The sequence below is a fragment of the Halomonas sp. H2 genome, from assembly GCF_050215315.1.
In the GTDB taxonomy this organism is placed as follows: Bacteria; Pseudomonadota; Gammaproteobacteria; order Pseudomonadales; family Halomonadaceae; genus Vreelandella.
On sequence record NZ_CP189760.1, the window covers coordinates 1,169,923 to 1,196,060 of the forward strand.

The 26,138-nt window shown below is 53.1% G+C and carries 29 protein-coding genes and 2 pseudogenes; 18 read left to right on the top strand and 13 right to left on the bottom strand.

The features are described 5' to 3' along the window. Positions 1–161: 161 nt before the first annotated feature. Together ACQE2I_RS05330 and ACQE2I_RS05335 are read right to left on the bottom strand one after the other, a co-directional pair. On the bottom strand, positions 162–755 hold the full coding sequence (locus ACQE2I_RS05330; protein ID WP_427030426.1) for a PEP-CTERM/exosortase system-associated acyltransferase: 594 nt from the start codon (positions 753–755) through the stop codon (positions 162–164). Positions 756–792: 37 nt separating this feature from the next. After that, positions 793–1,326 (bottom strand): annotated as a pseudogene (locus ACQE2I_RS05335) (EAL domain-containing protein); the annotation flags it as partial. Between the two features lie 69 nt (positions 1,327–1,395). On the opposite strand from ACQE2I_RS05335, the gene ACQE2I_RS05340 reads away from it, so the two are divergent. After that, a complete protein-coding gene (locus ACQE2I_RS05340) occupies positions 1,396–2,652 on the top strand; it encodes an ISL3 family transposase (protein WP_427029281.1) in 1,257 nt (418 codons plus the stop codon). On the opposite strand, the gene ACQE2I_RS05345 is transcribed toward ACQE2I_RS05340, so the two are convergent. Together ACQE2I_RS05345 and ACQE2I_RS05350 are read right to left on the bottom strand one after the other, a co-directional pair. Further along, entirely contained in the window at positions 2,585–4,984 is a 2,400-nt protein-coding gene (locus tag ACQE2I_RS05345; RefSeq protein WP_427030427.1) for a diguanylate cyclase domain-containing protein, read from the bottom strand. The two genes, ACQE2I_RS05340 and ACQE2I_RS05345, sit on opposite strands and share 68 nt — an antisense overlap. A gap of 34 nt (positions 4,985–5,018) precedes the next feature. Further along, a pseudogene (locus ACQE2I_RS05350) lies at positions 5,019–5,228 on the bottom strand (hypothetical protein); the annotation flags it as partial. Between the two features lie 91 nt (positions 5,229–5,319). Between ACQE2I_RS05350 and ACQE2I_RS05355 the strand changes: the two are divergent. Then, positions 5,320–6,621, top strand: a complete 1,302-nt coding sequence (locus tag ACQE2I_RS05355; RefSeq protein WP_427028136.1) for an IS1380 family transposase — start codon at positions 5,320–5,322, stop codon at positions 6,619–6,621. Between the two features lie 145 nt (positions 6,622–6,766). On the opposite strand, the gene ACQE2I_RS05360 is transcribed toward ACQE2I_RS05355, so the two are convergent. Next, positions 6,767–7,060 carry a hypothetical protein gene (locus ACQE2I_RS05360; protein WP_427030428.1) on the bottom strand — a complete coding sequence of 98 codons (294 nt, stop codon included), beginning with the start codon at positions 7,058–7,060 and terminating at the stop codon, positions 6,767–6,769. Between the two features lie 379 nt (positions 7,061–7,439). Between ACQE2I_RS05360 and ACQE2I_RS05365 the strand changes: the two genes are divergently transcribed. Further along, positions 7,440–8,741 carry an IS1380 family transposase gene (locus ACQE2I_RS05365; protein WP_427028136.1) on the top strand — a complete coding sequence of 434 codons (1,302 nt, stop codon included), beginning with the start codon at positions 7,440–7,442 and terminating at the stop codon, positions 8,739–8,741. Positions 8,742–8,886: 145 nt separating this feature from the next. Here ACQE2I_RS05365 and ACQE2I_RS05370 read toward each other — a convergent pair whose 3' ends face one another. Both ACQE2I_RS05370 and ACQE2I_RS05375 read right to left on the bottom strand, forming a co-directional pair. Beyond that, positions 8,887–9,246, bottom strand: a complete 360-nt coding sequence (locus ACQE2I_RS05370) for a hypothetical protein (protein ID WP_427030429.1) — start codon at positions 9,244–9,246, stop codon at positions 8,887–8,889. Positions 9,247–9,322: 76 nt separating this feature from the next. Beyond that, complete coding sequence (locus ACQE2I_RS05375) at positions 9,323–9,796, bottom strand: hypothetical protein (RefSeq protein WP_427030430.1); 474 nt, start codon at positions 9,794–9,796, stop codon at positions 9,323–9,325. Between the two features lie 323 nt (positions 9,797–10,119). On the opposite strand from ACQE2I_RS05375, the gene ACQE2I_RS05380 reads away from it, so the two are divergent. After that, the gene (locus ACQE2I_RS05380; protein WP_427030431.1) at positions 10,120–11,034 is read left to right on the top strand and encodes a dihydrodipicolinate synthase family protein; all 915 of its coding nucleotides are present in this window, start codon (positions 10,120–10,122) and stop codon (positions 11,032–11,034) included. Positions 11,035–11,091: 57 nt separating this feature from the next. Here ACQE2I_RS05380 and ACQE2I_RS05385 read toward each other — a convergent pair whose 3' ends face one another. Further along, positions 11,092–12,021: a glycerophosphodiester phosphodiesterase gene (locus ACQE2I_RS05385; RefSeq protein WP_427030432.1), complete on the bottom strand. Its 930-nt coding sequence runs from the start codon at positions 12,019–12,021 to the stop codon at positions 11,092–11,094. A gap of 82 nt (positions 12,022–12,103) precedes the next feature. Between ACQE2I_RS05385 and ACQE2I_RS05390 the strand changes: the two genes are divergently transcribed. From ACQE2I_RS05390 to ACQE2I_RS05400, 3 genes are all read left to right on the top strand, one after another. After that, positions 12,104–12,898, top strand: coding sequence for a VIT1/CCC1 transporter family protein (locus ACQE2I_RS05390; RefSeq protein WP_427030433.1), 795 nt, complete (start codon positions 12,104–12,106; stop codon positions 12,896–12,898). 113 nt (positions 12,899–13,011) lie between these two features. After that, on the top strand, positions 13,012–13,641 hold the full coding sequence (locus tag ACQE2I_RS05395; RefSeq protein WP_427030434.1) for an SDR family oxidoreductase: 630 nt from the start codon (positions 13,012–13,014) through the stop codon (positions 13,639–13,641). 8 nt (positions 13,642–13,649) lie between these two features. After that, a complete protein-coding gene (locus ACQE2I_RS05400; RefSeq protein WP_427030435.1) occupies positions 13,650–14,252 on the top strand; it encodes a class I SAM-dependent methyltransferase in 603 nt (200 codons plus the stop codon). Between the two features lie 6 nt (positions 14,253–14,258). On the opposite strand, the gene ACQE2I_RS05405 is transcribed toward ACQE2I_RS05400, so the two are convergent. Then, positions 14,259–15,173: a LysR family transcriptional regulator gene (locus ACQE2I_RS05405; protein WP_427030436.1), complete on the bottom strand. Its 915-nt coding sequence runs from the start codon at positions 15,171–15,173 to the stop codon at positions 14,259–14,261. 146 nt (positions 15,174–15,319) lie between these two features. Between ACQE2I_RS05405 and trpB the strand changes: the two genes are divergently transcribed. The 3 genes from trpB to ACQE2I_RS05420 all read left to right on the top strand — a co-directional run bounded on the left by trpB (position 15,320) and on the right by ACQE2I_RS05420 (position 18,078). Beyond that, positions 15,320–16,549 (top strand): tryptophan synthase subunit beta, encoded by a 1,230-nt coding sequence (trpB, locus tag ACQE2I_RS05410; RefSeq protein WP_427030437.1) that lies wholly within the window; start codon positions 15,320–15,322, stop codon positions 16,547–16,549. Between the two features lie 20 nt (positions 16,550–16,569). Further along, positions 16,570–17,409, top strand: a complete 840-nt coding sequence (gene trpA, locus ACQE2I_RS05415) for a tryptophan synthase subunit alpha (protein WP_427030438.1) — start codon at positions 16,570–16,572, stop codon at positions 17,407–17,409. A gap of 348 nt (positions 17,410–17,757) precedes the next feature. Further along, positions 17,758–18,078 (top strand): hypothetical protein, encoded by a 321-nt coding sequence (locus ACQE2I_RS05420; protein WP_427030439.1) that lies wholly within the window; start codon positions 17,758–17,760, stop codon positions 18,076–18,078. Here ACQE2I_RS05420 and ACQE2I_RS05425 read toward each other — a convergent pair. After that, positions 18,062–18,673: a LysE family translocator gene (locus ACQE2I_RS05425; protein WP_427030440.1), complete on the bottom strand. Its 612-nt coding sequence runs from the start codon at positions 18,671–18,673 to the stop codon at positions 18,062–18,064. The genes ACQE2I_RS05420 and ACQE2I_RS05425 overlap by 17 nt on opposite strands. A gap of 172 nt (positions 18,674–18,845) precedes the next feature. After that, a complete protein-coding gene (locus ACQE2I_RS05430; protein ID WP_427030441.1) occupies positions 18,846–19,676 on the bottom strand; it encodes an AraC family transcriptional regulator in 831 nt (276 codons plus the stop codon). Positions 19,677–19,843: 167 nt separating this feature from the next. On the opposite strand from ACQE2I_RS05430, the gene ACQE2I_RS05435 reads away from it, so the two are divergent. Continuing rightward, the gene (locus ACQE2I_RS05435) at positions 19,844–20,275 is read left to right on the top strand and encodes a GNAT family N-acetyltransferase (protein ID WP_427030442.1); all 432 of its coding nucleotides are present in this window, start codon (positions 19,844–19,846) and stop codon (positions 20,273–20,275) included. Here ACQE2I_RS05435 and ACQE2I_RS05440 read toward each other — a convergent pair. Next, positions 20,272–20,661, bottom strand: a complete 390-nt coding sequence (locus tag ACQE2I_RS05440; RefSeq protein WP_427030443.1) for an ester cyclase — start codon at positions 20,659–20,661, stop codon at positions 20,272–20,274. The genes ACQE2I_RS05435 and ACQE2I_RS05440 overlap by 4 nt on opposite strands. 100 nt (positions 20,662–20,761) lie before the next feature. Here ACQE2I_RS05440 and ACQE2I_RS05445 point away from each other — a divergent pair, with 100 nt between their 5' ends. Then, complete coding sequence (locus ACQE2I_RS05445) at positions 20,762–21,097, top strand: zinc ribbon domain-containing protein YjdM (RefSeq protein ID WP_427030444.1); 336 nt, start codon at positions 20,762–20,764, stop codon at positions 21,095–21,097. Between the two features lie 38 nt (positions 21,098–21,135). Here the strand turns inward: ACQE2I_RS05445 and ACQE2I_RS05450 are convergent, their stop codons facing one another. Continuing rightward, the gene (locus ACQE2I_RS05450; RefSeq protein ID WP_427030445.1) at positions 21,136–22,029 is read right to left on the bottom strand and encodes a LysR family transcriptional regulator; all 894 of its coding nucleotides are present in this window, start codon (positions 22,027–22,029) and stop codon (positions 21,136–21,138) included. Positions 22,030–22,174: 145 nt separating this feature from the next. On the opposite strand from ACQE2I_RS05450, the gene ACQE2I_RS05455 reads away from it, so the two are divergent. From ACQE2I_RS05455 to ACQE2I_RS05480, 6 genes are all read left to right on the top strand, one after another. Next, complete coding sequence (locus ACQE2I_RS05455; protein WP_427030446.1) at positions 22,175–23,452, top strand: YbfB/YjiJ family MFS transporter; 1,278 nt, start codon at positions 22,175–22,177, stop codon at positions 23,450–23,452. Further along, positions 23,452–24,054, top strand: coding sequence for a glutathione S-transferase family protein (locus ACQE2I_RS05460; protein ID WP_427030447.1), 603 nt, complete (start codon positions 23,452–23,454; stop codon positions 24,052–24,054). Before ACQE2I_RS05455 ends, ACQE2I_RS05460 begins: the two co-directional genes overlap by 1 nt. Before the next feature lie 269 nt (positions 24,055–24,323). Beyond that, positions 24,324–24,554 (top strand): hypothetical protein, encoded by a 231-nt coding sequence (locus ACQE2I_RS05465; protein WP_427031511.1) that lies wholly within the window; start codon positions 24,324–24,326, stop codon positions 24,552–24,554. Continuing rightward, positions 24,488–24,652 carry a DUF427 domain-containing protein gene (locus tag ACQE2I_RS05470; protein WP_427030448.1) on the top strand — a complete coding sequence of 55 codons (165 nt, stop codon included), beginning with the start codon at positions 24,488–24,490 and terminating at the stop codon, positions 24,650–24,652. Before ACQE2I_RS05465 ends, ACQE2I_RS05470 begins: the two co-directional genes overlap by 67 nt. A gap of 100 nt (positions 24,653–24,752) precedes the next feature. Continuing rightward, positions 24,753–25,271, top strand: coding sequence for a hypothetical protein (locus ACQE2I_RS05475; RefSeq protein ID WP_427030449.1), 519 nt, complete (start codon positions 24,753–24,755; stop codon positions 25,269–25,271). 98 nt (positions 25,272–25,369) lie between these two features. Then, positions 25,370–25,834: a hypothetical protein gene (locus tag ACQE2I_RS05480; protein WP_427030450.1), complete on the top strand. Its 465-nt coding sequence runs from the start codon at positions 25,370–25,372 to the stop codon at positions 25,832–25,834. Positions 25,835–26,138 lie beyond the last annotated feature (304 nt).

Here is a 26,138-nt window from a genome sequence, read left to right on the forward strand (position 1 = left end):
CTGTAGGTGCCGATTTATGGGCGCTTACGAAAAATCGGCTTCAATTTGACGGCGAGAGAGTGGCGAGAAGGTCAGTTTTTCAGGTACCATTTTGGATAGCGGCTGTTGGTGTTTTTTCTGGTGTAACGTCCTGAAATAATAACACTTTCAGCCGCTTTCTATTATCCCCTGTGAGAAATTCGGGCTAAGCCAACAAGAGCAGTTGCCGCAAGAAATAGGCTTAAGCTGATAATTGATTGATTCAGAGATTCATTTTTTTGATGCGTGTTTTCTGTGTTGCAAATATTACTTTCGATAGTTGATTTTTTCTTTCTAAATAAAGGGTGGACAGCCAAGCGAGAAACTTCACAAATAGTGTCTTGGGGGAGATTCTTAGGGTGGAGTTTTGGGTTTGTTAAACTATTTTTACAATACTCTTCAAATGGTAGTTTTTTAGAAAAACTGTTCATGGCCTCATCTATAAAAACGACTCTTAAACAACCCACATCCATGCCGCTTTCTCTATGCTGGAGTAGACAGAGTAATGAGTGTGTGTCGTGTGAATCTTTTTCTACCGTCGAACTTGTTTTGTCACCGATGTTGTAATTCAACTCCTCATTGAAAACGTGATGTCGTAATAAGAATGCTCGTTCTTTCTCATCTGGCGTAGTAGCAATAATTAACTTGAAGTTTGTGTCAAACTGACATGGGTCAATGTTCAGTTTGGAGGGCATTCCTAATGGATTTTTGATAGTGCTGGTTTTAATTGGTATCATTAGGTATTGCTCTGTAGTGAAAGAATATTTTAAGTTTTTAACTATTTTCTGCTATTAGTTTTATAAGCTGTGATGGCTTGCCTAAATGAAATCCTTGACCATATGTTATTCCATAAGATTTTAATATTGGTAATAAAGCTTCTTGGTCAACAAATTCGGCGATAGTTTGCTTGCCGAAGCCTTTAGCTATGTCGGCAATAGCACGAACTATAACGCGGCTATCAGGGTTAATCAGCAAGCTGCGAATAAAAGAGCCATCGATCTTTATATAGTCAACGGGCAACTGCCCTAAATAATGGAAGCTGCTGAAGCCCACCCCAAAGTCATCAAGAGCGGTACGGCACCCAAGGTCTCGCACTGCCTGAAGCACACCTCGCGCAGTAGAAAAATCAGTAACTGCGGCTGTTTCTGTTACTTCTAAAATAAGATGGTGCGGGTCAGCGCCGCTGGTAGCCAGTTCATCGGCTAAATACTGCTTTAACCCCTCGTCGTGGAGGGACTGGCCCGAAAGGTTAACAGCTAACGTTATACCGCGGTTTTGCAATTGGCTGAGTGCTTTTAAGGCTCTTCGACGTTGGGTGTGGAATTCGCCCCCTGAGCTGGGCCAGAATATGACCTCCACAGCGGCAGGAGGTATGACATGGACGGCACCCAGATTCTAACACTCGGCCTGGGCTTGGAAGCGCCCTGGATCCTCAAGAACCAGTACCTGGATACCGCCGTGTCGCCCCACCGCCTGAACCTCTATGTCGAGGCGGAGCGAGGCAGTTTCTATCCCTGCCCAGAATGTGGTAAGGCCTGCCAAGCTCATGACTTTGCCGACAAAACCTGGCGGCATCTGAACTTCTTTCAGCATCACTGTTACCTGCATGCTCGCGTGCCGCGCACGAAGTGTCCTGACCATGGCGTCAAGCGCATAGAGGTGCCCTGGGCCCGGCCGGGCAGCGACTTTACCCTGCTGTTCGAGCAAGCGGCCATGTCACTGGTCAAGGAGATGCCGGTACTGGCCGTCTCCCGCCAGTTGGAGATTTCCGACAAACGACTATGGCGCATCGTGCACCACTACGTTGGCCGCATGTTGGGGGAACTGGATCTGTCCAAGGTGGTGACGGTCGGCGTGGACGAAACCGCCTCCCGGCGCGGTCATCGCTATGTCACGGTGTTCCTCGACATGCAGCGCAAGCGGGAACCGGTTATCTTTGCCGTCCCAGGCTGCGGCAAGGATGCCATCCAGGCTTTCAGCGCCTTCCTGGCGGCCCATGGCGGCGACCCGAATAATGTGGTCGAGGTCGTCTGCGATATGTCGCCAGCCTTCCTTAGCGGCGTGACCGAGCACCTTCCCAAGGCCGAGGTAACGGTCGACTGGTTCCATATCGTACAGACCTTCACCAAGCGGCTGGACGAGGTACGCAAGAAAGAGCGCCGGGAGCAGGGGCACCCCAAGTCGCTGCGCTGGGCCCTGCTGAAGAACCTGGATAACAAGAACCTGACACCCAAACAGCTTTCGGCGCTCCAGGAGTTGGTGGCCGATCAGAGCGCCACGGCCGATGCCTGGGTGATCAAGGAGAAGCTACGCTGGATCCAGAAGGCTCCAACGCCCAGAGCGGCTCGGTGGCGCATCACGAACTACCTCAAGGTCATGCAGGCGGCGGTGTCTGAAAAGTCACTGCTGAAGCCGATGGGGAAAGCCCTGGCGACGCTTGAGCGGCACGCCGACGCGGTGGTCAGACGCTGGCTCTCGGGACTGACGAACGCAAGACTGGAAGGAATGAATGGTCTGTTCCAAGCGGCTCGGTCACGGGCACGTGGCTACCGGAACGAGGCCAACTTTATCGCCATGATCTACCTGATTGGCAGCCCGGTGGGCCGCCTATTCGATCAGGCCAAATCCACGTGAAGTGACGAAGAACCGCTTTTAAGCTGTGTCGCAACACCCAGCGATCAATTAATACGATTTGACCACTCTGCTCGGCAATTGGAATAAAGTGCGCAGGTGAAATGAGGCTATCATCTTCATCGCGCATTCTCAGCAGCACTTCGAGATGTTTTATATCTTGGTCTTCTAAACGCATTATGGGCTGCACCATTAGTTCAAAACTATTTTCTTCAAGTGCATTACGAATACGTTCAACCCAGTAAACGCGTTCTTGTAGTTCATCTTTAGCATTTTCCATTTTCGAGAGTAGATGCCAGTGCTGAAGGTTGCTTGCTTTAGCCTTATACATGGCCACGTCGGCGCTGGCCATTAGCTCGGCAGGCGAACTTCCGTGGTGCGGAAATAGAGCAATGCCGATGCTGGCAGTTACCCGGTGCCGCCTTTCTCCGACTAAAAAGCTGATGCCGTCTAACAATTGAGCAATATGTTGGGCGACTCTGACCGCTTGCTCGGCGTTGATATCTTCTAGAAGCAGCGAAAATTCATCGCCACCCAAGCGCGCGATGACGCCCCGGCTTCCAAGATGATGGAAGAGGGTGTCCGCAACTGCGCAAAGTAATTTATCCCCCACATGATGCCCGCTAAGTTCGTTAACCTCCTTGAATTGATCTAAGTCCAGCAGGAGTATGGCTCCCTGTACATTGTCAGGGCGTTCGATGGCTGTCTGCAACGCGTTTTGGAAATAGCGACGGTTATACAGTTCAGTCAAAGGGTCGCGTTCGGCAAGCCATATTAGGCGAGCTTCGGCAGCTTTACGCTCGGAAATATCGAGTCCTACTGATATGCGCGACACTTTTCCATCGCTGCCAGTTGGCAAGGGAGCGTGATACCAAGCGATGGTGTGAGTGTTGTGGTCAGGTGTAAGCAGCGTTTTTTCCTCTTGTAGAGGAAGTGAAAACGTATTCAGCGCGGTAGGGGCGCCAGCCGCGAACACTTCCATAAAGTGGCGTCCGAGTAAGGCGGGTTCATCAAGCCCCAGCATCAATTGGGTATACTCATTGATTAGGCTAATGCGCCCAGTACTGTCTTGAACAACGATAAACACCTGTGCCGTGTCCAGCAGGCCATTAACGAAATCGCGCTCGTTGGCGAGCTCGTCAATTCGTTCAGCTAGTTGGACACCGCGTTTTTGTATCTCATTCTCTAGCATTTCAAGTTGGTTTGAGAGATCAAGTGTAGTGCTTTCGAGCACATCAATTTCATCAGGAAGACGATGGCGATAGTCGGGAATGGCGAAACGTACAGCGCTAAACTCCCCGTCGGCAAGTGTAGGCAGCAACCCCGCCACTCTGCGCAGTCGAGCCATGGGGCCAATGAGAATGGCTAATAGCAGTAGTTCAGCGGCAATCCAACCAATTACGCCAACGTACAACAGTGTGCGCGTGTCCTGATTAATAGCTTCAATTTGTTCAGTAATATCGGATATCAGTAGAAGAAAGCCCGTGCTGTTACGATCATTATTATCTTCCATGCGCACTGCGCTAATTTCCAACTGCTTACCATCATACTCAAGGCTTAGTGGTGCTTCCATCAAGCGGCGAATAGGCACGGCGTCTGCTGCTTGCTGCAAAGGCGCTAAGCTTTGTTCTTCGCTTGTAAGTGCTAATAGATAACCATCCCAAGCGTTCAGTTGTCGTAGAGCTGTTATATTCTCCTCATCAACTGAACCAGTGACGAGTAGCGCGACTTCGCTGCCCGACACTTCTTTGGCTTGCCGGGTAACATCGGCTAATGAACGAGCCAGTACTACCATGCCGACGCTTTCCCCTTCCACTAAGACCGGCACAGCAGCAAATTGTTGGCAACTAGCGGAGCACCGAAGGGTGGTTAGCGGCCGCTCGGTATGCATGACCTGCCTCACCCAGCTCAGTATGGGAAGCTGCGCTTGCGAATTTATGGTTCCCCAATTACCCAACACTTGACCGCTGGTATTAATGATTAAAATCTCATCAATCCCTGCTTCCAGTTGTAGCGCGGGCCACTGTGAATCCAGTGTTTGCTCCACATCGACTGTATTACCTGCTTGTAAGGAAGGGCCCAGGCTTGCTGAGGCAGCGGCTAAGCCGGCTAACTGGCGTAGATTCTCCGTCGAATGAAGGAGCACTAAACGAATCTCACGCTGCTGGCGTTCATGGTGTTGGTTCCGGTTTTCCTGAAACTGACGAGTGAGCGTTTCATGACTTAACCAAGTAAACAGTATAACCAATGCTAAAAGCAGTAAGCTGCTTAGCGCGATAACCCGCCATGTCAAACTCAGCCGCTGAGGCGTTCGAAAAAAAGTGGGAATTTTCATCGCGGTACCATCCTAGCCAGGGATAAATGAAACATCAGAAGCGAAGCGATAACTGAAATAGCCACATGTTCCAACGCCGGCTAGTCGCCGATGAATCTGGATTATCCTGGTTAGGCAGCCAACCAGTGCCATCTACATGATGGTATTCACCAGCCAGCATGATCTGGGGGTGAGGAGTCCACTGCAACCCAAATGTTAAATCATCTGCAAACTGGGAGTGAGCAGGCCCCAGGCCACTAGCCTGGATTTCTCACGGGGTATAAAAGAAAGCGGCTGAAAGTGCTATGATTTCAAGAGCCTAACCAATCCATCAAGCACCAACAACCGCTTCCAAAATGGTACCTGAAAAACTGACCTTCTCGCCACTCTCACGCCGCCAAATTGAAGCCGATTTCTCTGGGGGCCACATCACCTCCGATGCTGGATTGCTCCTGCTTCGTGAAGTCGATAAGCAACATCGCCTGACGCACCGCTTGGCCTCCGTGCTTCATGATCCCCGCGCACCGGAACAGGTTCGTCACAAGCACGACACTCTGGTTCGTCAGCGAGTGTTCGGTGTCGCCGCGGGCTACGAAGATTTCAACGACCATGAGGCCCTACGCTATGATCAGGCGCTTCAGACAGCGCTCGGTGAAGATAATGCGCTGGCAGGCAAGTCTACGCTGTGCCGGAGTGAGCAGAACGCCGATCGACAAGCGATGGTGAAGGCCCATGAGGTGCTGTGGCACCACTTCATTGAACAGCATGACGCACCCCCGAAGGAGATCGTGCTGGACTTTGATGGCACCGATATCCCTGTGCACGGTGAGCAACCCGGGAAGTTCTTTAACCGCTATTACGATCACCACTGCTACTTCCCGCTGTATGTCTTCTGTGGCCGCCATCTACTAGTGAGCTATCTGCGCACCAGTGACCACAGCGACAGCCATCACAGCTGGGCCATTCTGGCGTTACTGGTGCGCTTTATCCGCCAGTACTGGCCCGATACACGCATCGTGTTACGGGGTGATAGCCACTTTTGCCGCCCTCGGATGCTGAACTGGTGTGATCGGCATCATATCGACTACATCGTGGGCATCGGCAAGAACAGTCGGCTGCTCAAGGAAGTGGACGTGCCCATGATGCTGGTGCGCAAGACCCAGTGGGAGGTGGGCGGGAAAGTGGCAGAGACGTTCCGCTTCCAATATCAAGCACACTCCTGGAAGTATCCACGCTGGGTGGTGGCCCGTCTGGAAGAAGGCGAACTGGGCTCTAATCCCCGGTTTATCATTAGTTCCCGTTATGACGATGGCTTCAAACTCTACTACGAGCAGTACTGCGCTCGGGGCGACATGGAGAACCGAATCAAGGATCAACAACTGAGCCTGTTTGCTGACCGGACCTCCAGTACGCACTGGTGGGCCAATCAGTGGCGGCTGATCTTATCGGGCTTCGCCTATACGCTGTTCGAGCGCTTACGCACTTACCTGAAGAAGACCCCTTTTGAGCGCATGAGCCCAAGCAACCTGAGGCTCAAACTCATCAAAGTGGGCGCGGTCATCATCCGCAATACGCGCCGAATCCGGGTGTTGATGAGTGACAGCTACCCCTATAAAGCGCAACTATCCGATCTCATCAGGCGGTTAGTACCGAGCTGAATGCGCGGGCGCCCCCGGCCCGACGCAATGGGGGAAAGGGGGAGGTGTGTCTGAACGACGGAAAGAGGCTAAAAAGCAGGCAGTTTAAACCGTACCAATCGGCTTTTAGTGGTATGACGGCTTGGAGGTGGTACTGGCTGAGGTGCTATGAGAAATCCGGGCTAGCTTCAAATGAAGCCCCTGAACGGTCATTGTTATTATTGGTTAAACTGTCATATCTGACGAGCCAGTTCCAATGTTGATTAACTCTACGTTGGTATTGTAAGTACCAGCTCTGACCTGTTATTTCAAAGCTTCTAGGAATATTGCTTCCTTGAAGCGATTGCTTTCTGAGCGCTAATTCAGCAGTTAAGCTCCAAAGCTCTTTGTTATACTGAATAGATGCAATCCAAGGTTGAAAGTTAAAAGTGCCTGGTCCTTCAGAAAAGCCGATATCCAATTTGACATCAGCTGCGCTGATGGCAGCAGTAAGGTTATTATCTTTGTGCTCGTATAAAAGTTGAGCTATTAACGAATAATCACTTGAAGAGACGCCTGGACTACCATTGCCAGCAAAAAGCTGTCTTGCTAGGTCTGATCCTGTCTGTGGAAGCCCTAAACCACTCCGAATGCGTATAGATCCAGTAGGAATTCGTTCATCTAGATAAATACTGACTCCATCGGCAGCAATACCAATTGATCTTGTTCGATCAAAATAAATGGATTGAGGTAATAAAATACTAGCCTGGATTTCTCACGGGGTATAAAAGAAAGCGGCTGAAAGTGCTATGATTTCAAGAGCCTAACCAATCCATCAAGCACCAACAACCGCTTCCAAAATGGTACCTGAAAAACTGACCTTCTCGCCACTCTCACGCCGCCAAATTGAAGCCGATTTCTCTGGGGGCCACATCACCTCCGATGCTGGATTGCTCCTGCTTCGTGAAGTCGATAAGCAACATCGCCTGACGCACCGCTTGGCCTCCGTGCTTCATGATCCCCGCGCACCGGAACAGGTTCGTCACAAGCACGACACTCTGGTTCGTCAGCGAGTGTTCGGTGTCGCCGCGGGCTACGAAGATTTCAACGACCATGAGGCCCTACGCTATGATCAGGCGCTTCAGACAGCGCTCGGTGAAGATAATGCGCTGGCAGGCAAGTCTACGCTGTGCCGGAGTGAGCAGAACGCCGATCGACAAGCGATGGTGAAGGCCCATGAGGTGCTGTGGCACCACTTCATTGAACAGCATGACGCACCCCCGAAGGAGATCGTGCTGGACTTTGATGGCACCGATATCCCTGTGCACGGTGAGCAACCCGGGAAGTTCTTTAACCGCTATTACGATCACCACTGCTACTTCCCGCTGTATGTCTTCTGTGGCCGCCATCTACTAGTGAGCTATCTGCGCACCAGTGACCACAGCGACAGCCATCACAGCTGGGCCATTCTGGCGTTACTGGTGCGCTTTATCCGCCAGTACTGGCCCGATACACGCATCGTGTTACGGGGTGATAGCCACTTTTGCCGCCCTCGGATGCTGAACTGGTGTGATCGGCATCATATCGACTACATCGTGGGCATCGGCAAGAACAGTCGGCTGCTCAAGGAAGTGGACGTGCCCATGATGCTGGTGCGCAAGACCCAGTGGGAGGTGGGCGGGAAAGTGGCAGAGACGTTCCGCTTCCAATATCAAGCACACTCCTGGAAGTATCCACGCTGGGTGGTGGCCCGTCTGGAAGAAGGCGAACTGGGCTCTAATCCCCGGTTTATCATTAGTTCCCGTTATGACGATGGCTTCAAACTCTACTACGAGCAGTACTGCGCTCGGGGCGACATGGAGAACCGAATCAAGGATCAACAACTGAGCCTGTTTGCTGACCGGACCTCCAGTACGCACTGGTGGGCCAATCAGTGGCGGCTGATCTTATCGGGCTTCGCCTATACGCTGTTCGAGCGCTTACGCACTTACCTGAAGAAGACCCCTTTTGAGCGCATGAGCCCAAGCAACCTGAGGCTCAAACTCATCAAAGTGGGCGCGGTCATCATCCGCAATACGCGCCGAATCCGGGTGTTGATGAGTGACAGCTACCCCTATAAAGCGCAACTATCCGATCTCATCAGGCGGTTAGTACCGAGCTGAATGCGCGGGCGCCCCCGGCCCGACGCAATGGGGGAAAGGGGGAGGTGTGTCTGAACGACGGAAAGAGGCTAAAAAGCAGGCAGTTTAAACCGTACCAATCGGCTTTTAGTGGTATGACGGCTTGGAGGTGGTACTGGCTGAGGTGCTATGAGAAATCCGGGCTAGGGCGAGTAAACGCCACATCGCGTGTTTGATTATAAAAACCAAATGGATTTTTGAACCTACCTAGCTGAATACCAAAGGTGCGCTGCTGATCTGAGATCATTTGGTAATCAATTAAGCCATAGTCAAGTCTCGGTTTTGCATCGTTATTATTGCCACCTGCTTGGCGGCTTAGCACCTGAGCTGCAAGCAACACATCTTGGTGAGGACGTAATGAAGCATTGAGCCCGATCTCAGTGAACTCGAAGCTGCCTTCATCTTCGCTACTCGGGCCAAAGAAATTGTTATCATCAGTGATAATCAGCGCTTGGCTAAGAAAGCCATGTACCTGCAAGGTATCCATGGCGTGCTCATTACTGTGAGAATAAGTAGAGAAAACTAAAGTAACGGCGCCAGCTATGGCAGCAACGGCTCGACGTTCACTCCATCGAAATAATTTGGATACTATCATCCAGATACTCCCTTTCCAGATAGCCAATCGCACCTGGGGTTGTGGCAACTTGCTCGCGCATCTCTGCCTGATCACGTACTCGGTTAGGGGCTTGACCGGTTCCTGAAAAGACCATGCGATCCCAGGCCAACTGTAGCTGGTGCGGGTAAACAGCTAATTGCGCTTTGGCAAAGCGTGCATGCACGGGATTGCTATTATTCATTACAAATACGCTAACCGCTTGGCCATCCGGCCATGTGCGTTGTCGCATCGCGAAAATTGCGCGGGTGGTATCGCGATTCAGCCAGTGGGTAGTGACGTTAGGATGGGCTACTAAAAAAAGAGGAGCTTCCCGAGCAATGGCATTTGTGCCAAAAAAAGTGAGCGCTACCAGTAAAATGAGAGTGGTTACTGACAGTAAGGCCAATCGTATCAAAGAACCACTCAATAAAAGTGATGACATCGGCAATTGCTTACTGGTTGATTGATGAACGCCAGGTTCATGCACGATGCAGCGTTAACCTGCATTCTAGGTGTGTATGAGTTAGTGACGTGTGCTCCTTGCTGCCAATAGGCAGTGTTTATTAATGTCCAGAGCCTTGTATAACTGAATGATAAGCACCAAAAAAATAACCGTGACATATCGATTCTGTGCATACGTAAACACTACATCAATTTTAAGAAAATATCAGGAAGTTATGTCAATTATTTAGGAACCACGTGTACCTAATAGCGCATTGTCTGTGCGACACTCGATTGCCATTCATCTCAAGAGAGTTGCCCACCATGTTCACCGGCCTGAGTGCATTTCCGTTAACACCTATGGACGAGCAGGGCATTAAGGATCGCGAGTTTGTCCGATTAGTCCAGCACCTAGCCGAAGCGGAGGTCGATTCTATTGGCGTGCTAGGCTCGACCGGTAACTACGCCTATTTGAGTCGTGAAGAGCGCGCTCGGGTTGTCCAGCTTAGTGTGGAAAACGCAGGCAACGTGCCGGTAGTGGTGGGTATTGGCGCCCTACGTACTCGCGATGTTATGGCGTTGGCTGAGGATGCCCAGCAGTTGGGTGCGAGAGGGGTGTTATTAGCACCAGTGTCTTATCAGAAACTCACCGATGACGAAGCGTTTGCTCATTACGAAACAGTCTGCCGTTCATTGAGTGTGCCGCTGTGTGTGTACGACAATCCCGGAACCACTCATTTTGAGTTTAGTGATGAGTTACATGGGCGTATCGCTCAATTGGCACAGGTGCAATCAATCAAAATTCCGCCGGTGACTAGCGACCTTAACGCCGCAAGAGAGCGGATCGCGCGGCTACGCACGTTGCTCCCTCACAATGTCACTATCGGCATCAGCGGCGATCCGGCAGCAGCAACCGGGTTGAACGCGGGATGTGATGCCTGGTACTCAGTCATTGGTGGGTTATTCCCCAAAGTTGCTTTAGCGCTAACTCGGGCTGCTCAATCGGGCGATGCGCATCAGACCGAGGCGCTTTCTGACGCATTTGAACCGTTATGGGCTCTCTACCGAGAGTATGGTGGCAGCCTGCGTGTGGCCGCGACTATTGCCGAAGTAACCGGCAAGGTAAGCCAGCCCAGCCTGCCTCAACCGCTTAAAACGCTGCAAGGTGAAGACCGGATAAGGGTGGAGCGAGTAGTGGAGCAACTTGGCCTAGCATCTGAAGTTAACGTTAGGCGTTAAAGCCGTTCAACAAAAACGCCCAGCCAAGGCTGGGCGTAATAACGACTCAATGGATGTTTACTCAACGAGTTCCAGCAAGCGATCGGGATAGTTAGTAAACAGGCCGTTGACGCCCATCTCCCTTAAGCGCTCCATCTCTTCAGTTTCATTGACGGTATACACATGTACCGGCAAGCCGTTGTCATTGGCTTGGCGGATAAAGTCTGCATCAATCACTTCTTCGCCCTCATAGATGAAGTTAGTGCCGATACCGACAGCGTAATCAGCGACTGCCTGGAAGTCTTGATCGGTAATCTCGCTTGGGCCTGGCGTCACGTCCGTCCATTCCACTAGGCGAGACTCATCTTCTTCGCTGGGGTAGTACCACACCAGTTGAATGAGCGGTACGTCATCGTTTAACGCCTGCACTTTCAACAGACTGTCTTGCTCGAAGGACTGCACTAATACACGACCGCTATCAACCATATCGTGCTCTTCAAGCAGCGCCACCAGAGTCTCTTCCAGGCCAGGGTTCAACTGGGGTGACTTGGTTTCCAGGTAGTAACGGGCATCGTGACCAAACCGATCAAACACCTCATCCAGCGTGAGAACCTGGATGCCTTCGAATGCCTCATCGGCCTGCGCTGGGTATGCGTCGTTAAACCATGAGCCGGTATCCAGCGCTTTCAGCTCCTCCAGCGTATGGTCGTTGATGCTGCCTTCGCCGTCGCTAGTGCGTTCAATGGCATCGTCATGAAAGACCACCAACTCACCGTCGGAAGTGATTTGAACATCCATCTCCAGATAATCCACTCCCCATTCATGGGCCAGCTCCAGCGCTGCCATACTGCTCTCCGGCGCATGCCCGCTAGCGCCTCGGTGGGCAATCACCTGGAACGACTGCAGCTCTTTTAGCTGTTGCTCCAACGGTGACGTTTCCGCCAGTACGGTGGTGGTGGCTGCGAAAAGGCCCAGGGAAATTGCAGTAACCAGTAAACGGCGTTGCATAGCACTTCCTTTCGTTGAATGCTTGTTTAATAACCCTACACGGATTGAGCGGTGAAGGCCAAGCAAGTAGGAGGAGCTAAACATGCACCACCTTGATCAAGCCACCAGGTCGGGTATCTTCATGACAAGCTACTCTTTCAAAGCGGTGAAGCATTTTTATAAATTGCCCAGCGATGGAAATAAACCCATGATTCATACAGAGCACCATCGGTCTCACCGGGCAGGCTGGCTGCGCGCTGCGGTTCTGGGTGCCAATGACGGCATCGTATCTACCAGTAGCTTGATACTCGGTGTCGCTGCCGCTAGCACCGCGCAGAGCGATATCTTGCTGGCGGGTATTGCCGGCTTGGTGGCTGGCGGCATGTCGATGGCGGCGGGGGAATATGTCTCGGTGAGCTCGCAAGCGGACATCGAAAACGCCGATCTCGATATCGAGCGCAAAGCGTTGGCTGAGCATTATGAACTAGAGCAGGAAGAGCTCGCTGCTATCTATGAAACTCGCGGCTTGACACCTGAACTGGCGCGGCAGGTTGCCGATCAATTGATGACCAACGATGCCCTGGGCGCGCATGCGCGAGACGAGATTGGCATCACCGACATTAGCCAGGCGCGCCCGCTTCAGGCTGCGCTCTCATCGGCGGCCACTTTCACCACCGGAGCCTTACTACCGCTTTTGGTCGCCTGGTGGGCGCCACCGCCACTATTGATCCCGTTGGTAGCGCTGTTTTCATTGCTCTTTTTGGCTCTATTGGGGGCTATAGCCGCCCGAGTGGGTGGGGCGCCAATACTAAAAGCCGCGGCAAGAGTGATGTTCTGGGGCGCGCTCGCGATGGCGTTAACCTCCGCGATAGGGCGGGTGTTTGGGGTAGTGGCTTAGCAAGGCTCCACCCTCAAACAGTGAGCCTATGGGCAGGGCGTTTCTGTTTCAGGGCTTGAATTCCGTTTAGGTGCCTGCATTCATGTAGGGTAAGCAATGCACAAGGAGGCGTTATGACAACGTTAGTGATTGGCGCGAACGGACAGATTGGCAAACAGTTTTGTGACCTGGCACGGCAGGCGGGAACGCCTATCAAGGCGATGATCCGCAGTGAAAAGCAGGCAGCGTGGTTTAACGAGCGTGGCATTGATAGCGTGATTGCCGATCTGGAAGGCGAGTTTGAGCACGCCTTTGACGGCTGCGACCAAGTGGTCTTTACGGCAGGGTCAGGGCCTCACACCGGGCCGGACAAAACCCTGATGATTGACCTGTTCGGTGCCATTCGCACCGCCGATATCGCCAAGCAACAGGGCCTTTCCCGCTACATCATGATTAGCGCCATGCGCGCAGAACAACCGCTGGAAGCGCCCGAGAAAATGCGCCCCTACATGGCTGCGAAATTTGCCGCTGATGCTCACCTTCGCAACAGCGGTGTTCCCTACGTCATTCTCAAGCCTGGGCGTTTGACCGACGAAGTAGCCAGCCAGCAGTTCGCCAGTTCCCTTGATGAAGCCGGCGATAACCAAATCTCCCGCGCCAACGTTGCCCATGCGCTACTTCGCGCTGTGCAAACGCCCGATTTGGTCAATCAGGAATATCTGCTGCTGAATGGCACACGCTCGATTGATGAAATAATTGGATAAGCTTGCCCATGAACCCCGCCGATATTGGCAGTGCTTACAACGAGATCACCCACCTATGGCAAAGCGAGAAATTTAAGCTTGCCAACGGTATGGAGGCGCATAAAAAGGCGCTTTCGTTTGTGAAAGGCCGGGGAAAGGCACTGGATATCGGTTGCGGGTGTACCGGCCGCTTTATCGACTTCTTGCAAAAAGAAGGCTTTATGCCTGAGGGCGTGGATATTTCCGATGAAATGCTGCGTCTCGCTAAGCAGAAGCACCCTGACGTGACCTTTCATCACCAAGATATTTGCCAGTGGCAGCCGCCGGAAAAATACGACTTCATCACCGCCTGGGACAGCATCTGGCATATTCCGCTAGCGCAGCAGGAAAGTGTGATGACCAAACTCATCGAAAGCCTGAATAAGGGTGGGGTACTGATCTTCTCTTTCGGCGGTACCGACGAACCCAGTGAGCACACCGATAGCTTCATGGGGCCAGAAATTTACTACTCTACGCTTGGCATCAACGGATTCTTGTCCCTGCTGATTAAGCTAGGCGCGGTGTGCAGACACCTGGAGTACGACCAGCACCCGGAGCTGCATACTTATCTGATTGTACAGAAGCAACTATGAAAGGTTTCAGCAGTATGCAGCTCCCAACTCCCTCTTGAGCCATGCTGCCAGTGGCTCGCTGCGGCGGGGTTGAGTTAGAACGTTGGTTTGGCTGGGTAGCCACAGGCAGAGCTTGGCGGGTGTTTCGATACTTCCCCAAGGCGCTACAAGTCTGCCAGTCTTCAGGTCGTCTTCCACCAATAGCCGCGGCGCAATAGCGATACCCAGGCCCGCCACTGCCGCTTCCATCAAGTAGTAAAGGTGATCGAACCCCTGGCCTTTGCTTAGCGCCGCTTCAAGCTGTGTCAACACTAGCCCCTTGGCACTGGCCCACTGCGGCCATGCCTGGGGGCGGGAAGATGTATACAAGAGCTTATGGGCAAGCAGCGATTCGGGCTTGGTCGCATCACACTGGGCCGCCAGCTGCGGGCTTGCCACCGCACATATTTGCTCCTCCATCAGCTCGAATACCTCAACCCCTGCGGGCCAGGGTGGCTCGGCAAACGCCAGGGTGGCGCTGGCATCCGTTTGCGTTCCCGGCTGCTCGCTTTCACTCACCACCACCTGCAGCTTTAGCTGGGGCAGCTCGCGGTGTAGGCGATCCAGGCGGGGAATCAGCCAGCGCGCCAATAGGCTGCCAGGGCAGGCGAGGGTAAAGGGTGCCTCCTCTATATCACGCTTGAGCGCTGCGCAACTATCCTTCAAGCGCGAAAACGCTTCACCCACACCACTCTGCAGCCGCTCCCCGTGCGAGGTCAGTACAATGCCACGGCCTGATTTGGCAAATAGCGGAATGCCAAAATGATCATCCAGGCTTTTAAGCTGGCGGCTAACCGCCCCATGGGTAACGCTTAGCTCATCGGCAGCAGCAGTCACGCTACCCAATCGGGCGGTGGCTTCAAAGGCGCGCAGGGCGCTAAGGGGTGGCATGCTGTGTTGCATGGGATATCCTGCTGACAGTTGACTTAATCTCACATGTTGCCGACATCTTATCGATTTTTATCCCCGTCTGCCTGCGCTACTTTCACTGCATTGTTTTCACTGCACTGTTTTTACTGAACAGTTCGATAACGCATTCAGAGGTCACGATGAATCAACCTGTAGACGTACCCAAGAACCTGCCCGATGCCAACGGGCTATTTGGCAGCTTCGGTGGCCGCTTTGTGGCCGAAACGCTGATGCCACTGATTCTAGAGCTGCAAGACGAATACGCCACCGCCAAGAACGACCCCGAATTCCAGCGCCAGTTGGCCTACTTTCAGGGTGATTATGTGGGGCGGCCAAGCCCGCTCTACTTTTCCGAGCGGCTGACCGAGCACTTCGGTGGCGCCAGTATTTACCTAAAACGCGAAGAGCTGAATCACACCGGTGCGCACAAGATCAACAACTGCATCGGTCAGGTGTTGTTGGCCAAGCAGATGGGCAAAAAGCGCATCATCGCGGAAACCGGTGCGGGCATGCACGGCGTGGCCACTGCTACCGTTGCGGCGCGTTTTGGTTTGCCTTGTGTCATCTACATGGGCTCAACCGACATCGAACGCCAGCAGCCCAACGTATTCCGTATGAAGCTACTGGGCGCGGAAGTGATTCCCGTTACCTCCGGCACGGGCACGCTAAAAGACGCCATGAACGAAGCGCTGCGCGACTGGGTGACTAATGTTGACGACACCTTCTACATCATTGGCACCGTGGCGGGGCCGCACCCGTACCCGGCCATGGTACGTGACTTCCAGGCCGTGATCGGCCATGAAACCCGCGCCCAAATGCTGGAAAAGAAAGGTCGCCTGCCAGATTCGCTGGTGGCTTGCATTGGCGGCGGTTCAAACGCCATGGGGCTGTTTCACCCCTTCCTAAATGACCTCGATGTGAAGATGATTGGCGTGGAAGCGGGTGGCAAGGGCGTTCAAAGCGGCCTACACGCGGCCAGCCTGAACGGCGGAACCCCCGGCGTGCTACACGGCAACCGCACCTACCTGCTGCAAAACGAAGATGGCCAGATTAGCGACGCCCACTCGATTTCCGCCGGGCTGGACTATCCCGGTATCGGGCCAGAGCATGCATGGTTGCACGAGCAGGGGCGGGTTGAGTACGTCTCCGCCACTGATGATGAAGCGCTGGAAGCGTTCCAGGTCTGCTGCCGTCAGGAGGGCATTATTCCCGCCCTGGAGACCGCCCATGCCCTGGCCGAAGTGGCCAAGCGCGCCCCCAGCCTGCCACGCGAGCACTTAATGGTGGTCAACCTCAGCGGCCGTGGCGATAAAGACATGATGAGCGTGGCCCATCATCTTGGTGAAAAATTCGGGGTTAAACAGCTATGAGCGCGGCACAGGAGAACGTCATGACCCATACCTCTCGTCTTGAACACTGCTTTGCCGCCCTCAAGCAGCAAAACCGCCCGGCGTTGGTCAGCTACCTCACCGCTGGCGATCCTGACGCCGAGACCTCCCGCCGCCTGCTGCATGGGCTGCCCGCGGCAGGGGTGGATATCATCGAACTCGGCATGCCGTTCAGCGACCCGATGGCCGATGGCCCCGCCATCCAGAAAGCCGCGCTGCGTGCCTTGAATAACGGCCAGACTCAAGCCAAAACCCTGGAAATGGTGCGCCGCTTCCGTGAAGAAGACAGCACCACGCCCATTGTGCTGATGGGCTACTACAACCCCATTTACTGCTATGGCGTCGAGCGCTTTCTGACCGATGCCGCCAAGGCCGGGGTAGATGGCCTGATCGTGGTAGACCTGCCGCCCGAGCACGACGAAGAGCTCTGCCAGCCAGCGGCCCAACACGGCATTGATTTTATTCGCCTGGCCACACCGACCACCGATGCCAAGCGCCTGCCCAAGGTGCTGGCGAACGCCTCCGGGTTTATCTACTACGTTTCCGTTGCCGGTGTCACTGGTGGCAGTGCGCCCACGCCAGAAAGGCTAGAAAGCGCGGTTACCCATCTGCGCGACCACACCGAACTACCCATCGCCGTCGGCTTTGGCATCCGTACCGCCGAACAAGCCGCCACCATTGGCCGCTTCAGCGATGCAGTCGTCGTCGGCTCTGCACTCGTCGACTGTATTGAAAATGCCAACACACCTGATGAAGCGGTTGAGCGTGTGCATGGTCTGGTTAGTGAGCTGGCTGAAAGTATAAGAGCGTGCCGGGAGGTGAGTGAGCCGCAAGTTTGCTGATCAAAACACAGTAAAAAGAGAGTAGTTACGCGAGGGCAGGCCAACAGCGCCTGCTCCTTCGCCTAGATGACATACGGGCGTACAGTTTCAAGTGAGCAAGTATTCGATAACCTACGCACAAGGCGTGAGAGATAAATGTTCGCTTTCATCTAAGTGTTGAAGAAGCAACGGTTTACTGTTTTAGAGAAATTACTTTGCTGGTTGCTCGTGAAAAGCAGGACACTGCGTTTATAAAGTTTGTCCGTGCCACGTTGCTTGTACGACCTATCTGACGCAGGCATTATCAGCGCTAGCAGCCGATTTGGAACAGCGGCTATCACCTGTGATTTCGTAACCAAGAGAGAAACAATGGGAAAGCTCTTTTCACTGATCGTACTGGTAGCGCTTGGCTACGCTGGCATTTACTTCTATTACGGCGTTGTTGTTGAACGAGAAATCGAAGAACAGCTGGATAGTCGCGGCCTTTCCTCGGTCAGCGTTGATAACGTCGAGTATGGATTGCTGGCGCCCGTTAGTACCTCTGCAGATATAGCCGTCACCGTTACTTATCGCGGCGCACAAGCGACGCTGGATTTCGCGGTACAGGGGCACCCTCTATTTTCTGACGAAGTCAGTGTCGAGTTCGACGCCTTGCAAGCCTTACGCCTGGGTATCAGCTTTGGGCAGTGAGCGACAGCCACACATGTTCATAACCAATCGAAAGCGCAACAGCGATCAGCAACCCGGCCATCACCCAATTGAAACCCTTAACGACGCCTGGGTTTTTAATACGGCTGCCCACCACGCTGCCAATCACGATATAGCTGCCGGGGGCGCCCGCGGCTAACATCGCCAGCCCGAATGCCCAAAACACTAAGCTAAGCCCATGAATGTCAGCGGCAGGAAACTGCAGTGTGGTAATGGGCAGGGTGGCCAAAATAGCTTTGGGATTAAGCAACTGCATGACCAGCCCATCACGATAATTGACTAGCCGTGGGGCGTTGGCTGGCTCGCTTATATCAACACTTGAACGGGCAATTTTGCTCGCGAGATAAACAATATAGCCGCAGCCCAAGGCACTCACCACGATGAGTGCTTCATCATCAATCCATGCAGCACCCGCCCAACCCAATACTAATAAGTACGCCAGCATCGCAGTGCCTACGCCAAGGCAAAACCCAACCGACTGCCTGGCTTGCCCATTGATGCCAATATTCAGGCCAAGCAGATTCACTGGCCCAGGCGAATACATAGCGCCTAGGGCATAGGCGACAATTGCTAACATGGTGAAACCTCTATTCGGGTATTTAGGTGTAAGGGTCTGTACGAAAAGTCGGCGAGCGAAGGCTAGACAAGGCAAAAATCAACGAAAAAGCGGCGTTTACGGGGAGTAAATGAGCATTTTGAGATGATTTTTAACGCAGTATTGGCGAGCGCAGCCAGTTTTCGTTCAGAGCCTAGCGTGCGATATCACGCTGGTACTTATGGGGCGTCATGCCATAAATGCGCTTAAAGCGGCGATTGAAATGGCTGAGGTCGGCAAACCCATAGCGCAAAGCGACCTCCGTTAGGGAAGCGCCTAGCTCTAGCGCTGAACGAGCCGCATTGATTCGGCAATTAATCACATACTGATGCGGCGTAATGCTGTAATGCTGACGAAACAGGCGCAAGAAGTGGTACTTGGAGATATGCGCCGCTTGGCTAATGTCATCAAGGGAGATATCCCTGTTCAGGTGGGCGTGAATATACGCTTTCGCCAGCCCCAGCAGGGCATCGGGGCGGGTGGTCACTTGGCTTGGCTGAGCAATGCCACCAAGCTGCACGGTTCGCTCGATGACCTGATAAAGCGCATTCTCCTGATCGATACAGCTACCGGCGTGAGACGTGACCAAGCGCGCCAGTTCCAAAATGGCGTTGCGCAAGTGTGCATCCTGAATCAGCGTGCTATCCGAACGAAAGCTAGCCGTTTTTTCGTGACCCAGGACTTCCGCAAACTGCGCGTTGACCTGCTCAGGGTGCACATACACCATCAGGTAATCCAGCGCGTGCTCGCCGCCGGGTTCGCCATCGTGAACTTGTTCGGGATTAAACAGAATAACGTTGCCAGGAGGGCTGCGGTGAAACTGCCCGCCGCTGAAGAAATCCTGACGGCCCGCCAGCGTAATGCCGAAGGCGTACTCCTCGTGGGCATGGCGGTCGTAGCTGAAATCCTCAATGGCCGCGTGAAGCACCGTCAGTGTTGGCACATGCTGGCTCTTGATGAATTGAAACCGGCTTGCGTTACTCATGCCGCCTCTCCTGATTAGTCACACCACCTAGCTTATGCCAGCACCGCCTTCGAATGCTTGTACATAATTGCTAATCGGCTGTGGGACAATAACTGATGAGCTTTGTGTAAAGTGAGCGATTCAAACCACCAACGTGTTACTGACGATTACCCAATGAGGGCCGCCTGATGCACTACCGCACCATGACCATCAACGATTACGAAGCCGCCATTGCCCTATGGAGCGAAAGTGAAGGCGTGCGGCTGCGCAATGCCGATTCACGAGAAGGCATCGAGAAGTACCTGCTGCGCAACCCCGGCCTAAGCTTTGTGGCAGAAGTAGAAGGAGATCTGGTGGGAACGATCATGGCGGGCCATGATGGCAAGCGCGGCTATGTTCAGCACTTGTCGGTATCGGACGCCCATCGCCGGCTAGGCATTGCAACACGGCTGGTAAGCCGCTGCCTGGAAGCGCTGAAGAGCGAAGGCATCCTGAAATCACACCTGATGATCCTTCCCGAGAACGAAGCCGCCCAGAAGTTCTGGGCCAATCAGGGCTGGGCCTACCGATCTGATATTTTGCTCTATTCGTTTGTTAATGGGGATAACCACAACGTTTAACCAAGCTGAGCCTCAATCGCGGCTTTATCAATGACCGACCAGACCTCCCTAATTTTGTTATCGCTAAAGAGGTAGAACGCGTTCTCGCAAAACGTCACTTTTTTGCCGTCCACCGCAAGGCCGAGGAAGCTACCTTTGGGGGTTACATCGAATCGCAGCCTGCTCGCGACATGGGGTGAATCAACGGCCAAAAGCTCAATGTTGAAGTGAAGATCAGGTATCTGCTCATAATCGGCTTCCAGCATAGCGCGATAACCATCAAGCCCTAGGCGCCTGCCGTTGTGGTGGACATCGTCATGCACGAACTGGCCAAGGGTCGTCCAGTCCTGATTATTGAGGCAGGTGATGTAATCACGATATGTCGCTTCCAGGTCATGTTTGTTCATTCTGACTTCTCCTTTCTTGGGCTGGCGTGAAGGCATTCGCCAAGGGTATACAGGCTCAGTATCATAAGCAGCCTAAACCAAACCACAGAAGTCATCATTCATGTCGTGCCCACCTTGCCCCCATTGCCAATCCGAGTTCGTCTATCAGGATCAAAGCCTGTTCATCTGCCCCGAGTGCGCCCACGAATGGAACCCTGCTGAGGCTGAGGCGGAAGACACCGTCATAGTAAAAGATGCCCACGGCACGCTGCTAGCGGAAGGCGACAAGGTAACGATGATCAAAGACCTCAAGGTCAAAGGCAGCTCACTGGTGCTCAAGGTGGGCACTAAAGCGGTTATCAAGCGGCTTGTGGACAGCAAGGATCACCAACTGGACTGCAAGGTCGACGGCGTCGGCGACATGATGGTGACCGCCCATTTTGTGAAAAAAGCCTGAATAAGACTTGAATAAGCCCTGGAATTCTTCGATCCACCCTACGACGCAGTCAACTGAGGCTCATCCACCACCACCGCGTCACGCAACGTATCAGCGAAGCTTGCCAGGGCGGGTGTCCAGGTTTCTGGTTCGGGGGCGACAAAATAGGTATCGACATTGGCGATAGACGCGGGCAGTTCCAGCGTGTGAATCCCGAACCGGTGCTGGTGGCTTTCAACCGTCCCACGGGGTAGCACCGTGTAACCCATCCCGGCAGCAACGCAGCCAAGCATCGCATCCAGAGAGCCGAACTCGAAGATCCTTCCTGCATTGACGCCGTAGGAAGCCAGCAACAGTTCGATACGCTGGCGGTAGCTGCACCCCTGGCGAAACGCCAAGAAAGCGGACGTCAGCAGCGCTTGTGAAGAGGGCATCTTCGTCATAGGCGTTGAGCCTACTAAGACAAGCTGCTCGCTAAACGCTTTGAGCAAGTGGTAGCGGCCATGCTCAAGCCGCCCGGCCACGAAGACACAGTCCACCTGCCCATTAAGCAACAACTCGACCAGCTCAGCCGTGGGCCCGGTCTTTATCTGGATATCAACGTCAGGCTGCGCTGCGTGGTACGCCGCCAGTATCGGCGGCAGGCGCAACGCCGTCGTGGTCTCCATGGCACCTATGCGCAACCGTCCACACGCCTTCTCCTGGCCTTTGAACAGCGACACCGCTTCGTCGTGGGCCGTCAGCATGCGCTCGGCGTACTCCACCAGCGCCAAACCGGCACTCGTAGGGCGAACGCGCCCTGTACGGTGAATAAGCTGTACGCCTAACTCTTCCTCAAGTTTCTTGATGTGGGCCGTTACATTGGATTGCACCGTGTGCAGCTGTTTGGCCGCCGTCACGAAGCTGCCGGTTTCGGCCACGGCCATGAATAGTCGCAGTGATTTCAATTGCACGCGCCATCTCCCTGTCAGACTATCTGTAAAAAAGATAGTAGCGATCAAAACTAATCGTTTCTAGAAATAGTTCCTCACGCGTAGTCTGGCTGTGCACTAACGCGCTGCCTACCTTGTCCGAAAGGCGGCACGAAAAGGACACCACATGATGAATCGAACACTCACTACCCACGATCTGCCCGCCCTGATGACAGGAATAATGGCCACCCTGGCGGGGATTGGCATTGCACGCTTCGCCTATACGCCGCTATTGCCCGCGATTATTCAAGAGGGGTGGTTCACCGCGAGCCAAGGCGCCTACCTGGGGGCCGCCAACCTGCTGGGGTATTTTATCGGCGCACTCGCCGCCCACTCGCTGAGTGAGCGCTTTTCTCCTCGCATGGTGATGGCCGCAAGCTTCGCGGGTATCGCGCTAAGCTTTGTGCTCTGCGCCGGGGCGGGCGGTTTCCTCTGGTTCTTCTTCTGGCGGTTGGTGTCGGGCATTGCCGGGGCCATCTTAATGGTCGTTGGCCCCTCGCTGGCGTTGGCGGCCACGCCCCCTGAAAGGCGAACGCGTGTCGGCGCCATGGTATTTACCGGTATTGGCTTTGGAGCACTGCTTTCGGCCTTCATAGTGCCGTTGCTTCTTGAGTTAAGCCTGACAGTCACCTGGGGTACGCTGGGGCTGCTGTGTATTGCCGCTGGCCTTGTGTGCGACTATTTTTTGCAACAACAGGGAGTAGCGCACTTAACCTCACCAATAACGGCTAGCTCGGTGGGTAATAGCTCCACAGGGTATGCGGGTGTAAAGGTCGTTGTGCTGCTTGTGATTGGCGCTTACGCCCTGGATGCGGTTGGCTTTGTGCCCCATACCGTGTTCTGGGTGGACTATCTCGCCAGGGAAAACGCCCTGGGCAATCAAGCGGCTTCATTGCAGTGGGGTGTCTTCGGGGTGGGCGCCTTGTGTGGGCCGTTCATGGTGGGCGCACTGGCGCAGCGAGTGGGCTGGCAGGGTGGCTTGATGATCGCCTTTGCGGCGAAGGCTGCCGCTGTCTTGCTGCCAGCGCTCTCGCTCGCACTGCTCAGCCAGTCGGTTTCCTCGTTCATGGTGGGGGCGATGATCCCCGGCATTGTTGCACTCACCTCTGGCCGTCTTGCTGAGTTGGTAGGGCCAACCGCCCATAAGAAGCTCTGGGGGCAAGCCACCGCCGCCTTTGCAGCCGCCCAGGCGGCGGCAGGCTATGCCATGTCTGCGCTTTATGGCGTCTGGGGTAGCTACGCGCCACTGTTTGCCATCAGCGGCCTCATCCTCGTCGCGGGCTTTTTACTGGTGCTGCTTAGCCGTGGCGTACAGCAGCGCCACATGCATCTTTCTGCCCAGCAACCGGCACAGCACTCTAGCCAGCGATCTTCAAAGCACTCTTCAAACCAAGGGAGGCAATAATGGAACTCTACCTGAACGCAACCTCGCCCTATGCGCGCCTGGTGCGCATCGTGTTAATGGAAAAAGGCCTAACGGACGCCGTGACGCTGAAGTGGTGCGACCCTTGGGCAGACGATGCCGAACTCTTAAAGGCCAACCCCGCCGGGCGCATTCCCGCGCTGGTAACGGAGGAGGGCACCCGGCTTAGCGAATCCATGCTGATTGCCGTTTACCTGGATAGCGTTAGCCCCAACCAGCCAATGCTGCCAGCAGTCAACCTGGGGGAGGTGCTACACCTGGCGGGCCTGGGCCAAAACCTGATGGATGCCGCGTTCACGACCGTGATCGCCAGAAAGCATTATGGCAATGAGGTTGACGATAGCGTGCTGGGTCAGCGGCGTTCGCGAGCCATTCAGCGGCTATTGAAACAGCTGGGTAGTGAGCTTGGCGAAAAACAGCAAGGCTCACCCATTAACCTGGGGAAAATCGCTATCGCAGTAGCGCTGGATTATCTCGCCTTCAGGCTGCCAGAGGTGAATTGGGAAGAGGAGTACCCACAGTTACAGGAATGGCACGCTAGCGTGACTGCACGAGAAAGCTTTCAGCAGACCGCGTTCGTTTAGTAGAACCAGCGCCTTCGCTGCCTTCAACGCCTCGCTATTGTGTGGCGTTTTCGTCACGGAATCTTGTCCCCCATTGATATTCAAAACAGCACAGACCTAAGACGTGCTTTTCGCATTAGCCAAGGTCAGTGGTAGGGAGGTAATGAGGTATGTCTAGAACCAGTGTCATCCTAGTAGCCTAAAGTTTAATGAGTTAAGCATGGGTTTCATCGAACTTAGCTGCTAATGTTAAATGAATAGAGCGAAAAATCGCCGCAGGGACAATCTAAATGCAAAATGCCTCACGCATCGAGCTTTCCCCCGTTAGCCAGCGCGTGCAGGTGCATGTTGATGGCAAGCTGCTTGCCAACTCCATTCAAGTCATCGAACTCCGCGAAATCGGCTACCCGCCTAGCCATTACATTATTTTCCGCGTGAAGACGTACGGCTGGATTTGCTCACCATCTCAGAAACGACAACCCACTGCCCGTTTAAAGGCAGCACGGTGTATTTCTCGCTAGGTGAAAATAAAGATATTGCCTGGAGCTACGAACAGCCGATTGAAGGGATGGAAGCTATAACGGGTAAGGTGGCGTTTTATGAGAAAATTAGCAAATGACGCCTTTCGACCCATTGCGGTGGTTCACTCAGAATCACTTATCCACTTCATCCTGTAGCTCACTACACGTATAAATGAACTGTTATACGTAAGGAGATAAATGCATCGCCTGACTGAACTTCTTGCTCAAGCTGCAGCTGCGATTCCACGACAGTACTTTCAGCTGCCTGTAGATGGCCAAGAAGATCCGATTTACAGGGAGAGGGTTTATTGTTACGAGCTTTACCACCAGTTACGTAGCATTTGGCCAAGAGATTGCGGCTATTCCCTTGGAGGAGAGGTTGATAAAGCCGGCCACAGGTTAATTAGAGGAAATGATCTGGATAGCGCAAAACCAGATTTTTTAGTACACGTGCCTGGGCATATGGATGGAAACCATGCGGTCATTGAAGTTAAGCCGGTTCATGCTACCAATAAAGCAATTCGTGCGGACATCGAAACTTTACGAAACTTCCGTGATTATGCTGAGTATGAGAGGGCAATACTTTACATCTATGGCAGCCCGGAAAATGGCAATGCACGCAAAAGGGCGATGGATTTGCTCATTGAAATTGTAGGCTCAGAAATTGAGGTTTGGGTTCATGAAGAGCCACAGAATCGAGCAGAGCGTGTTTTGTAAAACGTCTGTATAACAAACACATATTGCCGATAAATTTTCTACCACACTTTAATTTACCGAAAACATAGGTGTTATCGACGCTTATAAAAGGGTGTACTGTGAAGAAACTGATTTTTGGAATTTTAGCTATTTCAGCAGCCCTAGTAGGCGTGCTCGCTATTCTTTATGGTCACAACATTGATGCATCTATCGATAGAGAGGGAATAGCAAAGCAATGTTCTCCCTCCTATCCTATTGCAGTTCGTGTACAAAATCGAAGCTTTAGTACCATCAAGCAAGTTAATTTTCACCTGGATTTATTCAAAGGTGATAGATCAAGAAATATGCTTGCGAACTCTAGATACGTAATTGATTACCTCATCAAGCCATTTAATAGCCGAGTATTTTGCTTCTCTGACGAATATACTGATCAACTAATGGGAATTACAAATCATCAGAAGGAAAATTCAAAGTCGACAAAGGTTAGTTTTTCTAGCGCAATATCGGAAATAAATGCGGTGAGAGCCTTTGGCTCATCTCATTCAGTTTACCTAAATGAAGTCAGATATGAGTTGCTGGATTAAATGCTGACATTTCAGTCAAGGAGGCAGTACTTCTGCTGCCTTTCCTGTTTACGAGTCATAGCCTTTCTAGCTTACGGCATTAAATTAAAATTTTCTGAATGGCCGCTTTTGGCCGCTTCTGGCCGAAAAGGAGTGCTCGCGTATAGGGAGCCTCTTGACTCAAAGCAGTCATTGCGGACGCGATAATCGGTATTTTGCAGTGTGATATAGGACTTAAAATGGCACTTGTTAAGCTTATCGCTGGCATCATGGCAATCCCAGTCGTTTATTGGCGGAGTCTGTCAACGTAGATGTCGCGTTTAAG

Coding starts and splice junctions, on each gene's coding strand:
- ACQE2I_RS05370 (WP_427030429.1), bottom strand. CDS start 9,246: ATGGATACCTTGCAGGTACATGGCTTTCTTAGCCAAGCGCTGATTATC.
- ACQE2I_RS05420 (WP_427030439.1), top strand. CDS start 17,758: ATGGGAAAGCTCTTTTCACTGATCGTACTGGTAGCGCTTGGCTACGCT.
- ACQE2I_RS05430 (WP_427030441.1), bottom strand. CDS start 19,676: ATGAGTAACGCAAGCCGGTTTCAATTCATCAAGAGCCAGCATGTGCCA.
- ACQE2I_RS05375 (WP_427030430.1), bottom strand. CDS start 9,796: ATGTCATCACTTTTATTGAGTGGTTCTTTGATACGATTGGCCTTACTG.
- ACQE2I_RS05435 (WP_427030442.1), top strand. CDS start 19,844: ATGCACTACCGCACCATGACCATCAACGATTACGAAGCCGCCATTGCC.
- ACQE2I_RS05405 (WP_427030436.1), bottom strand. CDS start 15,173: ATGCAACACAGCATGCCACCCCTTAGCGCCCTGCGCGCCTTTGAAGCC.
- ACQE2I_RS05475 (WP_427030449.1), top strand. CDS start 24,753: ATGCATCGCCTGACTGAACTTCTTGCTCAAGCTGCAGCTGCGATTCCA.
- ACQE2I_RS05400 (WP_427030435.1), top strand. CDS start 13,650: ATGAACCCCGCCGATATTGGCAGTGCTTACAACGAGATCACCCACCTA.
- ACQE2I_RS05445 (WP_427030444.1), top strand. CDS start 20,762: ATGTCGTGCCCACCTTGCCCCCATTGCCAATCCGAGTTCGTCTATCAG.
- ACQE2I_RS05460 (WP_427030447.1), top strand. CDS start 23,452: ATGGAACTCTACCTGAACGCAACCTCGCCCTATGCGCGCCTGGTGCGC.
- ACQE2I_RS05455 (WP_427030446.1), top strand. CDS start 22,175: ATGATGAATCGAACACTCACTACCCACGATCTGCCCGCCCTGATGACA.
- ACQE2I_RS05380 (WP_427030431.1), top strand. CDS start 10,120: ATGTTCACCGGCCTGAGTGCATTTCCGTTAACACCTATGGACGAGCAG.
- ACQE2I_RS05390 (WP_427030433.1), top strand. CDS start 12,104: ATGCACCACCTTGATCAAGCCACCAGGTCGGGTATCTTCATGACAAGC.
- ACQE2I_RS05365 (WP_427028136.1), top strand. CDS start 7,440: ATGGTACCTGAAAAACTGACCTTCTCGCCACTCTCACGCCGCCAAATT.
- ACQE2I_RS05395 (WP_427030434.1), top strand. CDS start 13,012: ATGACAACGTTAGTGATTGGCGCGAACGGACAGATTGGCAAACAGTTT.
- ACQE2I_RS05385 (WP_427030432.1), bottom strand. CDS start 12,021: ATGCAACGCCGTTTACTGGTTACTGCAATTTCCCTGGGCCTTTTCGCA.
- ACQE2I_RS05440 (WP_427030443.1), bottom strand. CDS start 20,661: ATGAACAAACATGACCTGGAAGCGACATATCGTGATTACATCACCTGC.
- trpB (WP_427030437.1), top strand. CDS start 15,320: ATGAATCAACCTGTAGACGTACCCAAGAACCTGCCCGATGCCAACGGG.
- ACQE2I_RS05425 (WP_427030440.1), bottom strand. CDS start 18,673: ATGTTAGCAATTGTCGCCTATGCCCTAGGCGCTATGTATTCGCCTGGG.
- ACQE2I_RS05340 (WP_427029281.1), top strand. CDS start 1,396: ATGGACGGCACCCAGATTCTAACACTCGGCCTGGGCTTGGAAGCGCCC.
- ACQE2I_RS05330 (WP_427030426.1), bottom strand. CDS start 755: ATGATACCAATTAAAACCAGCACTATCAAAAATCCATTAGGAATGCCC.
- trpA (WP_427030438.1), top strand. CDS start 16,570: ATGACCCATACCTCTCGTCTTGAACACTGCTTTGCCGCCCTCAAGCAG.
- ACQE2I_RS05355 (WP_427028136.1), top strand. CDS start 5,320: ATGGTACCTGAAAAACTGACCTTCTCGCCACTCTCACGCCGCCAAATT.
- ACQE2I_RS05465 (WP_427031511.1), top strand. CDS start 24,324: ATGCAAAATGCCTCACGCATCGAGCTTTCCCCCGTTAGCCAGCGCGTG.
- ACQE2I_RS05345 (WP_427030427.1), bottom strand. CDS start 4,984: ATGAAAATTCCCACTTTTTTTCGAACGCCTCAGCGGCTGAGTTTGACA.